This window comes from Pseudomonas sp. BJP69, from assembly GCF_007633355.1.
GTDB classification, from domain to species: domain Bacteria; phylum Pseudomonadota; class Gammaproteobacteria; order Pseudomonadales; family Pseudomonadaceae; genus Aquipseudomonas; species Aquipseudomonas juntendi.
Genome location: NZ_CP041933.1, coordinates 1625203 through 1638207, shown reverse-complemented (window position 1 = coordinate 1638207; position 13005 = coordinate 1625203). Strand labels below are relative to the sequence as shown.

The following is a 13005-nucleotide window of genomic DNA, read 5'->3' as shown; positions in this document are numbered from 1 at the left end:
TTTGCCGCCATGGCGGCGTGTCCGGTGCAGGTGGTGTCGCGATCAGGCTGGTACTGCCAGCACGCGCTGTTTGGCACGGCTGCTGGCGACCTAGCCTTCGATGAATTCGCAGTTCAACAGTTCCCACGCCAACGGCGCTGCATGGCTCACTCGCGCAAGGTCATGCCATTGGCTGGCAGCGGCAGGGCGGTTTTATAGCGCACCTGCTTCAGGGCAAAACTCGAGCGAATATTGGCCACCCCCGGCAACCGGGTCAGGTAATCGAGAAACCGCTCCAGCGCCTGGATGCTTGGCAGCAGTACCCGCAGCAGGTAGTCCGGGTCACCGGTCATCAGGTAGCACTCCATCACCTCGGGTCGCTCGGCGATTTCTTCCTCGAAGCGATGCAGCGACTGCTCCACCTGTTTCTCCAGGCTGACATGAATGAACACGTTCACATCCAGCCCCAGCACTTCGGGCGACAACAACGTCACCTGCTGCCGAATCACGCCAAGCTCTTCCATGGCCCGCACCCGGTTGAAACAGGGCGTGGGCGACAGGTTCACCGAGCGTGCCAGCTCGGCGTTGGTGATGCGGGCGTTCTCCTGCAGGCTGTTGAGAATGCCGATATCGGTACGATCGAGTTTGCGCATGAGACAAAATCACCGGTTTTTTTTGGTTATACGGAATGTTTATCTGCCGCGCACAGCAAAGGCAATCAACTTGAGAGAAAAATTCTCCTGCCGGGCCACTAAGATGTAGGTGACGCTGACCTGCCAGTCACAAGCCGGCACTCAGCGGCGGCCGCTTCAAAGCTCACAAAAACAAATACCCGAGCGAGCGTAAAAAGCATGAACGAGTACGCCCCCCTGCGTTTGCATGTGCCCGAGCCCACCGGCCGGCCAGGCTGCCAGACCGATTTTTCCTACCTGCGCCTGAACGACGCAGGTCAAGCCCGCAAGCCTCCTGTGGATGTCGATGCTGCCGACACCGCCGACCTTTCCTACAGCCTGGTCCGCGTCCTTGACGAGCAAGGTAACGCTCAGGGCCCGTGGGCTGCAGACATCGACCCGCAGGTCCTGCGCCAGGGCATGCGCGCCATGCTCAAGACCCGGGTGTTCGACAGCCGCATGGTGGTTGCCCAGCGCCAGAAGAAGATGTCTTTCTACATGCAGAGCCTGGGCGAGGAAGCCATCGGCAGCGGCCAGGCACTGGCATTGAACCGCACCGACATGTGCTTCCCCACCTACCGCCAGCAAAGCATCCTGATGGCCCGCGACGTGTCACTGGTGGACATGATCTGCCAGTTGCTGTCCAACGAGCGCGATCCGCTCAAGGGCCGCCAGCTGCCGATCATGTACTCGGTACGCGAGGCCGGCTTCTTCACCATCAGCGGCAACCTGGCCACCCAGTTCGTGCAAGCCGTCGGCTGGGCGATGGCCTCGGCGATCAAGGGCGATACCAAGATCGCCTCGGCGTGGATCGGCGACGGCGCCACCGCCGAGTCGGACTTCCACACCGCCCTGACCTTCGCTCACGTGTACCGGGCGCCGGTCATTCTCAACGTGGTCAACAACCAGTGGGCCATCTCGACCTTCCAGGCCATTGCCGGTGGCGAATCGACCACCTTCGCCGGCCGCGGCGTGGGCTGCGGCATCGCCTCGCTGAGGGTCGACGGCAACGACTTCGTCGCGGTGTATGCCGCCTCGCGCTGGGCCGCCGAACGCGCGCGCCGTGGCATGGGCCCCAGCCTGATCGAGTGGGTCACCTACCGCGCCGGCCCGCACTCGACCTCTGACGACCCGTCCAAGTACCGCCCCGCCGATGACTGGAGCCACTTCCCGCTGGGTGACCCGATCGCCCGGCTTAAGCAGCACCTGATCAAGATCGGCCACTGGTCCGAAGAAGAACACCAGGCCACCACCGCCGAATTTGAAGCGGCGGTGATCGCCGCGCAGAAAGAGGCCGAGCAATACGGCACCCTGGCCAACGGTCATATCCCGAGCGCTGCCTCGATGTTCGAGGACGTGTACAAAGAAATGCCCGACCACCTGCGCCGCCAACGCCAGGAACTGGGGGTTTGACATGAACGACCACAACAACAGCATCAACCCGGAAACCGCCATGGCCACCACCACCATGACCATGATCCAGGCCCTGCGCTCGGCCATGGATGTCATGCTTGAACGCGACGACAATGTAGTGGTGTACGGCCAGGACGTCGGCTACTTTGGCGGCGTGTTCCGCTGCACCGAGGGCCTGCAGGCCAAGTACGGCAAGTCGCGCGTATTCGACGCGCCGATCTCCGAGAGTGGTATCGTCGGCACCGCGGTAGGCATGGGCGCCTACGGTTTGCGCCCGGTGGTGGAAATCCAGTTTGCCGACTACTTCTACCCTGCCTCTGACCAGATCGTTTCCGAAATGGCCCGCCTGCGTTACCGCTCGGCCGGTGAATTCATCGCCCCGCTGACCCTGCGCATGCCCTGCGGCGGCGGCATTTACGGTGGCCAGACCCACAGCCAGAGCCCGGAAGCCATGTTCACCCAGGTGTGCGGCCTGCGTACGGTCATGCCATCGAACCCGTACGACGCCAAGGGCCTGCTGATCGCCTCGATCGAATGCGACGACCCGGTGATTTTCCTGGAGCCCAAGCGCCTGTACAACGGCCCGTTCGACGGCCACCACGACCGCCCCGTGACACCCTGGTCGAAACACCCGCACAGTGCCGTGCCCGACGGCTACTACAGCGTACCGCTGGACAAGGCCGCCATTGCCCGGCCAGGCAATGACGTGACCGTGTTGACGTACGGCACCACCGTGTACGTCGCCCAGGTGGCAGCCGAAGAGAGCGGCGTCGATGCCGAAGTGATCGACCTGCGCAGCCTCTGGCCGCTGGACCTCGAGGCCATTGTCACATCGGTGAAAAAAACCGGCCGCTGCGTGGTAGTGCACGAGGCCACCCGCACCTGTGGCTTTGGTGCCGAACTGGTGTCGCTGGTGCAGGAGCACTGCTTCCACCACCTGGAGGCGCCAATCGAGCGTGTCACCGGCTGGGACACCCCCTACCCTCACGCACAGGAATGGGCTTACTTCCCTGGGCCTTCGCGGGTAGGCGCGGCATTGAAAAAGGTCATGGAGGTCTGAATGGGCACGCACGTCATCAAGATGCCGGACATTGGCGAAGGCATTGCGCAGGTCGAGTTGGTGGAATGGTTCGTCAAGGTCGGCGACACCATCGCCGAAGACCAGGTGGTGGCCGATGTCATGACCGACAAGGCAACTGTGGAAATCCCTTCGCCGGTCAGTGGCAAAGTATTGGCCTTGGGCGGCCAACCCGGGGAAGTGATGGCGGTCGGCAGCGAGCTGATCCGCATCGAGGTGGAAGGCAGCGGTAACCATGTGGATGTGCCGCAGGCCAAACAGGTGGAAACTGCAGCTGCGCCGGCAGCGCCGCAGGAACCCGTTAAACCGGTCGCCTGCCAGGCACCGGCCAACCATGAAACCGCGCCCATCGTGCCGCGTCAGCCGGGCGACAAGCCGCTGGCTTCGCCCGCCGTGCGCAAGCGCGCCCTGGATGCGGGTATCGAACTGCGCTACGTGCATGGCAGCGGCCCGGCCGGGCGCATTCTGCACGAAGACCTCGACGCCTTCATGAGCAAGCCGCAAAGCAGCACTGGGCAGGCGCCGAATGGCTATGCCAAGCGCACCGACAGCCAGCAGGTGCCGGTGATCGGCCTGCGCCGCAAGATTGCCCAGCGCATGCAGGACGCCAAGCGCCGGGTCGCGCACTTCAGCTACGTGGAAGAAATCGACGTCACGGCCCTCGAAGCCCTGCGCCAGCAACTCAACAGCAAGCACGGCGACAGCCGCGGCAAACTCACCCTGCTGCCGTTCCTGGTGCGTGCGCTGGTGGTGGCGCTGCGTGATTTCCCGCAGATCAACGCGACCTACGACGACGAAGCGCAGGTCATCACCCGCCATGGTGCGGTGCATGTCGGCATCGCTACGCAAGGGGACAACGGGCTGATGGTGCCGGTGCTGCGCCACGCCGAAGCAGGCAGCCTGTGGGCCAACGCCAGCGAGATCACACGCCTGGCCCATGCCGCGCGCAACAACAAGGCCAACCGCGAAGAACTGTCCGGTTCGACCATCACCCTGACCAGCCTCGGAGCGCTGGGCGGTATCGTCAGCACGCCCGTGGTGAACACGCCGGAGGTGGCGATCGTCGGCGTCAACCGCATGGTCGAGCGGCCGGTGGTGATCGACGGCCAGATCGTCGTGCGCAAGATGATGAACCTGTCCAGCTCGTTCGACCACCGGGTGGTCGATGGCATGGACGCCGCCCTGTTCATCCAGGCCGTGCGTGGCCTGCTCGAACAACCTGCCTGCCTGTTCGTGGAGTGATCATGCAACAAACCCTACAAACCACCTTGCTGATCATCGGCGGCGGCCCTGGCGGCTATGTCGCGGCCATCCGCGCCGGGCAACTGGGCATACCCACGGTGCTGGTCGAGGGCCAGGCGCTGGGCGGCACTTGCCTGAACATCGGCTGCATCCCGTCCAAGGCACTGATCCACGTGGCCGAGCAGTACCACCAGGCCACCCGCTACACCGAAGCCTCGCCGCTGGGCATCAGCGTGGCTTCGGCGCGCCTGGACATCGGCCAGAGCGTGTCCTGGAAGGACGGCATCGTCGACCGCCTGACCACCGGGGTCGCCGCCTTGCTGAAAAAAAACGGAGTCAAGGTTGTGCATGGCTGGGCCAAGCTGCTCGACGGCAAGCAGGTCGAGGTCGATGGCCAACGTATCCAGTGCGAACACCTGCTACTGGCCACCGGCTCCAGCAGCGTTGAACTGCCGATGCTGCCGCTGGGTGGCGCGGTCATTTCCTCCACCGAAGCGCTGGCACCCAAAGCCCTGCCCCAACACCTGGTGGTGGTGGGCGGTGGTTACATCGGCCTGGAGCTGGGTATCGCCTATCGCAAACTGGGCGCGCGGGTCAGCGTGGTGGAAGCGCGCGAGCGCATTATGCCGACTTACGACACTGAACTGACGGCACCGGTGGCCGAGTCGCTGAAAAAGCTGGGCATCGCCTTGCACCTGGGCCATACCGTCGAGGGTTACCGAGATGGCTGCCTGCTGGCCAATGATGGCCAGGGTGGGCAGTTGCGCCTGGAGGCTGACCAGGTACTGGTGGCGGTCGGCCGCCGACCACGCACCCGCGGCTTCAACCTGGAATGCCTGGACCTGAAGATGAACGGCGCCGGCATCGCCATCGACGAGCGCTGCCAGACCAGCATGCACAATGTCTGGGCCATCGGTGACGTGGCTGGCGAGCCGATGCTGGCGCATCGGGCCATGGCCCAAGGCGAGATGGTGGCCGAGATCATCGCCGGCAAAACCCGCCGTTTCGAGCCGGCAGCCATTGCCGCCGTGTGCTTCACCGACCCGGAAGTGGTGGTAGTCGGCAAAACCCCGGAGCAGGCCAGCCAGCAGGGCCTGGACTGCATCGTCGCGCAGTTCCCGTTTGCTGCCAATGGCCGGGCCATGAGCCTGGAGTCGAAAAGCGGTTTCGTGCGCGTGGTGGCGCGCCGTGACAACCATCTGATCGTGGGTTGGCAGGCGGTTGGCGTGGCCGTTTCCGAGCTGTCCACGGCGTTTGCCCAGTCGCTGGAGATGGGCGCATGCCTGGAGGATGTGGCCGGTACCATCCATGCCCACCCGACACTGGGTGAGGCGGTACAGGAAGCGGCACTGCGCGCCTTGGGGCACGCCCTGCATATCTGACACTGAAGCGGCCAAGGCCGATTTGGCCCGCTGCGCCGTGAGGCGCCGCGGGTCTTTTTTTTACTCACGGGGTCGGCACAGGCTACTCGGCTATGGCGTTCTTGCCATTGCCCTTGGCCCGGTACAGCGCCTGGTCCGCCCGCGCCAGCAGCTCGACCTGGTCTTCCCCGCCGCGCCGCTGTACCACGCCGTAGCTCATGGTCAGCTGGCAGTCGCCCACCGGCTCCAGCTGCTGTACGGCCTGGCGCAGGCGCGTTGCCACGTCCAACGCTTCGCTCAGGGCGGTCTGCGGCAGCACGATGATGAACTCGTCACCCCCCCAACGCGCCAACAGGTCAAAATCACGCAGGCAGCTGCGCAGGTTTTCCGCCACCTGCACCAATGCCCTGTCACCCTGCGCGTGGCCATAGCGGTCATTGATCGGCTTGAAATCATCCATGTCCATGGCAATCAGCGACAACGGCTGGCGAAAGCGCTGAGCGCGCTGACACTCCAGTTGCAGCTCCTTTTCCAGACGGTAGCGACTGGCGACGCGGGTCAGGGCATCGCGTTCGGCCAGCTCGCGGTTTTCATCCAGCTGGCGCTGCAACTGCTGGTTGACCCAGGACAATTCGCGGGTGCGTTCGGCAACCAGGCTCTCCAGTGATTGGTTCTTCTGTTGCAGCTGCGCAACCAGGCGCTTGCCAGCGTCAATGTTGCGGTGCGCACCGAGCATGCGTGCCACCGAGCCATCGGCGTTGCGGTCGATGATGTAGCCAGTGTCCTCGATCCACAGGTAACTGCCATCCTGGCAGCGGCAACGGTACTCGATAAGGTAACGCTCGGTGCGCTGCTCGATGTAGGCCTCGAAATGCGCCATCACCCGGGGGTAGTCTTCGGGATGGATCACACTTTCCCAGGTGAATACCGAGTTGGCCTTGGAATGGTTGGCATAGCCCAGCATGGCGTACCAACCGGGGTTGCGATAAACGTAGCCGGTGTTGGCGTTCCAGTCCCAGATGCCATCGCTGACCAACTCGAACAAGGTGTGCAACTGCTGCTCGCTGAAGCCGGGGGGCGCCGGCCTGGTTTCCTGATTCATGCGCTCTCCCTGATGCCCAGCAACTGCGTGCCCATCAAGGGGCTGCCGACATTATGTGTTTGCCGCAGGCGGCAAGATCATGTCTGTCAGTGGCAAGCATAAGCCTGGCGCTGGGAGACCGGAAGAGATCCAACGGCGTATATTTTTACCGGCCATGACGGCCTGATCGGGGGCAAGCCTCAGGGCTTTGGAGAGGTAGGCAAACAGAGGGGGAAATGGCGTCCCAGGCAGGAATTGAACCTGCAACCTTCCCCTTAGGAGGGGGATGCTCTATCCAATTGAGCTACTGAGACGCAAACACCGGCAGCGAGCGCTGCACAGCGGGACGGCGAGCATGTTAACCAGCATGCCAGCGTTTGTCATGCCTGTACCGGGCTTTTTCGCGTAATCCTTTTCTGGCACTACGTTGCCCCGGGCAGCACGCCCGTTTCGCGCAGCAGTGTGAACAGGCCGGCGACGGCTGTTTCCAGGCGGTTGGAATTGTCCAGCACATGCACGGTGGGGTCGCTGGTGTGCTGTAAACGTGCATTACGGGCCAGGCGCTGCTCGATTTGCGCCGCCGTTTCCCGCCCGCGGGCCAACAAGCGCTCGCGCAGCACTTCGGGGCTGACTTCGACCAGCACCGCCAACAGGTCCGGGTAACGCGCACGGGCTTCGGCCAAATAGGCGCGCGAGCCATTGACCAGCACCGGCCTGCCCGCCTGCAGCCAGGCGTCCACCTGCACCGCAATGCCATAGTCCAGCCCATTGGCCTGCCAATGCATGGCGAACGCGCCCTGCGCGAGCAGGGCCGCAAATTGCTGCGGGGTAACGCCATGGGCCGCTTCGCCCCGCGCTTCTGCCGAGCGGGTAATGACCCTGCGGGCGATTTCCACGCCGGCGGCAGCCAGTTGCTCACGGGAAGCTTCCAGGATGGAATCCTTCCCGGACCCTGACGGGCCCATCAAAAATATCAGCCGCCCTGCCCCTGATCGGCGGTCGCTTGCGTCATGTTGCATAGCCACTATGCTCTATGGAGGGAACCCGGCGCATTCTAGGGGTTTTCCTGGTCTTTTGCTGTTTTTTACCAGTTTTTGACGGCAAAAGGCTGACGGTCAGGCGAGCCGGAGCATGTAAAACTTTTCAAACCAGTACTCATTTCTGATAATTGGTACTGGCACAAAGCCTTTACCCGGCTCACTATTTGTCACAGAATTGACGCCAAGGAAACGGCGACCTTGAGGCAAGATGAGCATCCAATTTTCACTGACGGTTGAACATTTTGTCGCCACGACGGTCGTATTTTCACCCCCGTGCGGCCAATTTGAGAACCGCTTCCCCTGAACCAAAATCCGGTCAATTTATATGCGCCCAATGAAACAGGCTATTTATTCGAGCCGCACCGCTGACAAGTTCGTCGTCCGCCTGCCAGACGGAATGCGTGAGCGCATTGCCGAGGTAGCGCGCAACCATCACCGCAGCATGAACTCCGAAATCATCGCACGCCTGGAGCAGAGCCTTATCCAGGAAGGCGCGTTGGGTGACGAGCTGAGCATGCGCCTGGACAGCCCGGAGCTGTCCCTGCATGAACGCGAGTTGCTGCAACGTTTCCGTCAGCTGTCCCACCGCCAGCAAAACGCCTTGGTTGCGCTGATCGCGCACGATGCAGAGATGGCAGCCGACGCTTCCTGAAGGTTGCCAGCGGATACAAAAAAGCCAGCGTCAGCTGGCTTTTTTGTGGGTCACTACAGGGAATTCGCCCCCGGTAGGAGCGGCCTTGTGTCGCGATGGGGCGCGCAGCGGCCCCGGGTTCTGGCGTCACAGCCGACATTGCCGGGGCCGCGCTGCGACCCTTTCGCGACACAAGGCCGCTCCTACAGGGATCGCGTAAGGCAAGAAAGGGGTTACAGCAAGAATAGCGTCGCCAGCCCCAGGAAGATGAAGAACCCGCCACTGTCGGTCACAGCCGTGATCATCACACTCGCGCCCATCGCCGGGTCCCGCCCCAGTCGCGCAAGGGTCATCGGGATAAGCACGCCCATCAGCGCGGCCAGCAACAGGTTGAGGGTCATCGCTGCGGTCATCACCACCCCCAATGACCAGCTGCCATACAGCCAGAAAGCCACCGCACCGATCACCCCGCCCCACACCAGGCCGTTGATCAGCGATACCGCCAGCTCTTTACGCATCAAACGGCTGGTATTGCCGGGCGACACCTGATCCAGCGCCATGGCACGGACGATCATGGTGATGGTCTGGTTACCGGAGTTGCCACCAATACCGGCAACGATCGGCATCAACGCGGCCAAGGCTACCAGTTTTTCAATCGAACCCTCGAACACGCCGATCACCCGCGAAGCCAGAAACGCGGTGATCAGGTTGATCGCCAGCCAGGCCCAGCGGTTGCGGAACGAACGCCAGACCGAGGCGAAGATGTCCTCTTCTTCGCGCAGACCGGCCATGTTGAGGACTTCGCTCTCGCTTTCCTCACGAATCAGGTCGACCATTTCGTCGATGGTCAAACGGCCGATCAGGCGCTCGCTCTTGTCGACCACCGGCGCCGATACCAGGTCGTAACGCTCAAAGGCCTGCGCGGCATCGTAGGCATCTTCCTCGGGCTGGAAAGACACGGGGTCGGTCGCCATGACCTCCGCGACTTTCTTCTCCGGGTCGTTGACCAACAGGCGCTTGATCGGCAACACCCCTTTGAGGATGCCGTCGTAATCGACCACGAACAGTTTGTCGGTATGGTTGGGCAGTTCTTTGAGGCGGCGCAGGTAGCGCAGCACCACTTCCAGGCTGACGTCTTCGCGGATGGTGACCATCTCGAAGTCCATCAGCGCACCGACCTGCTCCTCGTCGTAGCTCAGCGCGGAACGCACCCGCTCGCGTTGCTGGGCATCCAGCGTTTCCATCAGCTCGTGGACAACGTCACGCGGCAACTCAGGCGCCAGGTCAGCCAGTTCGTCGGCGTCCATTTCCTTGGCCGCCGCCAGCAGCTCGTGGTCGTCCATGTCGGCAATCAGCGACTGACGTACGGAGTCGGAGACTTCGAGCAGGATGTCGCCGTCGCGATCCGAGCGCACCAGCTGCCAGACCGTCAGGCGGTCTTCCAGGGGCAAGGCTTCGAGGATGTAGGCGACGTCGGCGGGGTGAAGGTCATCGAGCTTGCGCTGCAACTCGACGAGGTTCTGGCGGTGGACCAGGTTCTCGACCAGGTCGTTGTGCGCACCTTCCTGGCGGTGGGTCAGGTCTTCGACCACACGCTGGCGCTGCAGCAACTCGATCACCTGGGCTAGGCGATCCTGCAGGCTGTCCTGTGCTTTTTTTACTTCTACTTCGGTCATAGGCGAACTCCACTCCCAGCAGCGGAGCACGCCGGGAGAATCAATCGGTCAGATCTTTCGGTATGAATCGTGTTAGCGAGTAACTACTGGGTAAGTCCATGGTGGTTTTCCACAAGCCCCGGCGGGGCTGACGGGCGCAATCATACACTGCTAAAGCTGTCAGATCGCTTAAATTTTTGGCTAGAACAATCGTTTGCGCGATAAAGCTGGGACAACGCACGAAGCCAACAGTGCGACGGTTGTCACGGGTACGAAAGCACATTGAATTTCGCATATGTCGCGGCAGTGCGGCCTTGGGGCTGCGAAGCGCCACGGCCACGGCACAACCTTTACAGGAAAGCTTAGATGGCCATGGTCGACAATTCTGTGACACGCAGAAACAAAAAGCCCGCTCTGTTGAGCGGGCTTTTTGATGGGGTATGGCGGACTCAGCAGGATTCGAACCTGCGACCGCTCGGTTCGTAGCCGAGTACTCTATCCAGCTGAGCTATGAGTCCGTAATGGTAGTTTTAGACCAGATTACCACTGGTTGACTGAAGTAGCCTTGCAAGCAAAACCACTTCAAAAAGTGGCGGACTCAGCAGGATTCGAACCTGCGACCGCTCGGTTCGTAGCCGAGTACTCTATCCAGCTGAGCTATGAGTCCGCGATTGGCAGTTTTAGACCAGATACCGCTGGTTGACTGAAGCAGCCTTGCAAGCAAAACCACTTCAAAAAGTGGCGGACTCAGCAGGATTCGAACCTGCGACCGCTCGGTTCGTAGCCGAGTACTCTATCCAGCTGAGCTATGAGTCCGCGATTGGCAGTTTTAGACCAGATACCGCTGGTTGATTGAAGCAGCCTTGAAAACAAAGCCACTTCAAAAGTGGCGGACTCAGCAGGATTCGAACCTGCGACCGCTCGGTTCGTAGCCGAGTACTCTATCCAGCTGAGCTATGAGTCCGTGTCTTGCCGCGCATTATAGGTCGCTGAAACATTTTTGCAAGAACGTTTTCGTTTAAAATCAACTACTTAGCGTTCCTACCCGTTACAGCGCCCTACGCAAATAATGGCGGTGAAGGGGGGATTCGAACCCCCGATACCCTTATGAGGTATACTCCCTTAGCAGGGGAGCGCCTTCGGCCACTCGGCCACCTCACCGCAACACGAGGCGAATATTAAAGAACCTCTTTCACCTTTGCAACCCTTTTTTTGAAAAAAACTTCAAAAAAATTAAAGGCTTGGCTCTTCATCCTTCTCTTTCTTGATCCGCAGGTAGATTTCCTCGCGGTGAACAGCCACTTCCTTCGGCGCGCTAACGCCTATACGTACCTGGTTGCCCTTCACGCCGAGCACCGTCACGGTAATCTCGCCGTCTCCAATGATCAGGCTCTCGGCGCACCGACGAGTCAGAATCAACATAGCTTTCTCCTTACGCAAAACATTCAGGGGTAACAGTCTTGGGGTCAGGGCCGGCCGCGGACGACGACCAGCCCGGTCGCACGCTGCACAGGGCAGGACAGGGCCTGCGCAGCGAGCAGAAACACGAAGGGCGCGGCTGGTGCCGCGCCCTTGCAGTGCAGCGCCTTACTCGCCCTGTCGGGCAGGGGCGTCAAGCTCGAACGCGGTGTGCAGCGCGCGCACGGCCAGCTCCAGGTACTTTTCTTCGATCACGACCGAAACCTTGATCTCGGAGGTGGAGATCATCTGGATGTTGATGCTCTCCTTGGCCAGCGCCTCGAACATGCGGCTGGCAACCCCGGCGTGCGAGCGCATGCCGACGCCAACGATGGAGACCTTGGCGATCTTGGTGTCGCCGATCACTTCGCGGGCACCGATTTCGCGGGCGGTGTTTTCCAGCACGCTCTGCGCCTTCTCGTACTCGTTGCGGTGCACGGTGAAGGTGAAGTCGGTGGTGTTATCGTGGGCAACGTTCTGCACGATCATGTCCACTTCGATGTTCGAAGCACTGATCGGGCCGAGGATCTTGAAGGCCACGCCCGGGGTGTCCGGCACGCCGCGAATGGTCAGCTTGGCTTCATCACGGTTGAAGGCGATACCGGAAATGATCGGCTGTTCCATGGATTCCTCTTCATCAATGGTAATGAGGGTACCCGGACCCTCCTTGAAGCTGTGCAGCACGCGCAGCGGAACGTTGTACTTGCCGGCGAACTCCACCGAACGGATCTGCAGCACCTTGGAACCGAGGCTGGCCATTTCCAGCATCTCTTCGAAGGTGATCTTCTCCAGGCGACGGGCCTGCGGCACTACGCGCGGGTCGGTGGTGTAGACGCCATCCACATCGGTGTAGATCTGGCACTCGTCAGCTTTCAGCGCCGCCGCCAGGGCCACGCCGGTGGTGTCGGAGCCGCCGCGACCGAGGGTGGTGATGCTGCCGTGCTCGTCGACCCCCTGGAAGCCCGCAACCACGACCACGCGGCCTTCCTTGAGGTCGGCACGAATCTTGTGGTCGTCGATTTGCAGGATGCGCGCCTTGTTGTGCGCGCTGTCAGTGAGAATGCGCACCTGGTTGCCGGTGTAGGACACCGCTGGCACACCACGCTTGATCAAGGCCATGGTCAGCAAGGCAATGGTCACCTGCTCCCCGGTCGACACGATCACGTCCAGTTCACGCGGAACCGGCTGATCGGTGATCTGCTTGGCCAGGTCGATCAGGCGATTGGTTTCACCGCTCATGGCCGACAGCACGACGACCAGGTCGTCGCCCGCTTCACGGTGTTTCTTGACCTTATCGGCTACCTGCTCGATCCGCTCGATGGAACCGACAGAGGTGCCGCCAAATTTCTGTACGATCAACGCCATTTCAATGGTGCCTCAGCCCATACAGGGCCCC

11 protein-coding genes and 6 tRNA genes are annotated in these 13005 nt (G+C 61.6%); 5 read left to right on the top strand and 12 right to left on the bottom strand.

Features of this window, described 5'->3' with window-relative positions; translation table 11 throughout:
• Positions 1 to 146: 146 nt before the first annotated feature.
• On the bottom strand, positions 147 to 632 hold the full coding sequence (gene bkdR / locus FPB55_RS07630; protein ID WP_003254485.1) for a Bkd operon transcriptional regulator BkdR: 486 nt from the start codon (positions 630 to 632) through the stop codon (positions 147 to 149).
• A 198-nt stretch (positions 633 to 830) separates the two neighbouring features.
• Between bkdR and FPB55_RS07625 the strand changes: the two genes are divergently transcribed.
• From FPB55_RS07625 to lpdA, 4 genes are read left to right on the top strand one after another with little or no spacing between them, the layout of a single operon-like run.
• The gene (locus FPB55_RS07625) at positions 831 to 2063 is read left to right on the top strand and encodes a 3-methyl-2-oxobutanoate dehydrogenase (2-methylpropanoyl-transferring) subunit alpha (RefSeq protein WP_029887003.1); all 1233 of its coding nucleotides are present in this window, start codon (positions 831 to 833) and stop codon (positions 2061 to 2063) included.
• Position 2064: 1 nt separating this feature from the next.
• Complete coding sequence (locus FPB55_RS07620; protein ID WP_009684256.1) at positions 2065 to 3123, top strand: alpha-ketoacid dehydrogenase subunit beta; 1059 nt, start codon at positions 2065 to 2067, stop codon at positions 3121 to 3123.
• A complete protein-coding gene (locus FPB55_RS07615; RefSeq protein WP_054904781.1) occupies positions 3124 to 4383 on the top strand; it encodes a dihydrolipoamide acetyltransferase family protein in 1260 nt (419 codons plus the stop codon).
• A gap of 2 nt (positions 4384 to 4385) precedes the next feature.
• Complete coding sequence (gene lpdA, locus FPB55_RS07610; protein WP_144187907.1) at positions 4386 to 5765, top strand: dihydrolipoyl dehydrogenase; 1380 nt, start codon at positions 4386 to 4388, stop codon at positions 5763 to 5765.
• Between the two features lie 82 nt (positions 5766 to 5847).
• Here lpdA and FPB55_RS07605 read toward each other — a convergent pair whose 3' ends face one another.
• The 3 genes from FPB55_RS07605 to phnN form a co-directional block, all read right to left on the bottom strand.
• Positions 5848 to 6846, bottom strand: coding sequence for a sensor domain-containing diguanylate cyclase (locus FPB55_RS07605; protein ID WP_054881816.1), 999 nt, complete (start codon positions 6844 to 6846; stop codon positions 5848 to 5850).
• Between the two features lie 216 nt (positions 6847 to 7062).
• Positions 7063 to 7139 (bottom strand) — tRNA-Arg (locus tag FPB55_RS07600).
• Positions 7140 to 7247: 108 nt separating this feature from the next.
• Positions 7248 to 7844, bottom strand: coding sequence for a phosphonate metabolism protein/1,5-bisphosphokinase (PRPP-forming) PhnN (phnN, locus tag FPB55_RS07595; protein WP_029887000.1), 597 nt, complete (start codon positions 7842 to 7844; stop codon positions 7248 to 7250).
• A 346-nt stretch (positions 7845 to 8190) separates the two neighbouring features.
• Here phnN and FPB55_RS07590 point away from each other — a divergent pair, with 346 nt between their 5' ends.
• Positions 8191 to 8517, top strand: coding sequence for an Arc family DNA-binding protein (locus tag FPB55_RS07590; protein ID WP_009681471.1), 327 nt, complete (start codon positions 8191 to 8193; stop codon positions 8515 to 8517).
• 212 nt (positions 8518 to 8729) lie between these two features.
• On the opposite strand, the gene mgtE is transcribed toward FPB55_RS07590, so the two are convergent.
• From mgtE to FPB55_RS07550, 8 genes are all read right to left on the bottom strand, one after another.
• Positions 8730 to 10172, bottom strand: coding sequence for a magnesium transporter (gene mgtE, locus FPB55_RS07585; RefSeq protein WP_009681472.1), 1443 nt, complete (start codon positions 10170 to 10172; stop codon positions 8730 to 8732).
• Between the two features lie 420 nt (positions 10173 to 10592).
• Positions 10593 to 10669 (bottom strand) — tRNA-Arg (locus tag FPB55_RS07580).
• A gap of 72 nt (positions 10670 to 10741) precedes the next feature.
• A tRNA-Arg gene (locus FPB55_RS07575) sits at positions 10742 to 10818 on the bottom strand.
• A 72-nt stretch (positions 10819 to 10890) separates the two neighbouring features.
• A tRNA-Arg gene (locus FPB55_RS07570) sits at positions 10891 to 10967 on the bottom strand.
• Positions 10968 to 11038: 71 nt separating this feature from the next.
• Positions 11039 to 11115: transfer RNA gene (locus tag FPB55_RS07565), tRNA-Arg, on the bottom strand.
• 106 nt (positions 11116 to 11221) lie between these two features.
• Positions 11222 to 11312: transfer RNA gene (locus FPB55_RS07560), tRNA-Ser, on the bottom strand.
• Between the two features lie 72 nt (positions 11313 to 11384).
• Entirely contained in the window at positions 11385 to 11573 is a 189-nt protein-coding gene (gene csrA, locus FPB55_RS07555; protein WP_003254503.1) for a carbon storage regulator CsrA, read from the bottom strand.
• A gap of 165 nt (positions 11574 to 11738) precedes the next feature.
• The gene (locus tag FPB55_RS07550; protein ID WP_009681473.1) at positions 11739 to 12974 is read right to left on the bottom strand and encodes an aspartate kinase; all 1236 of its coding nucleotides are present in this window, start codon (positions 12972 to 12974) and stop codon (positions 11739 to 11741) included.
• Positions 12975 to 13005: the final 31 nt, after the last annotated feature.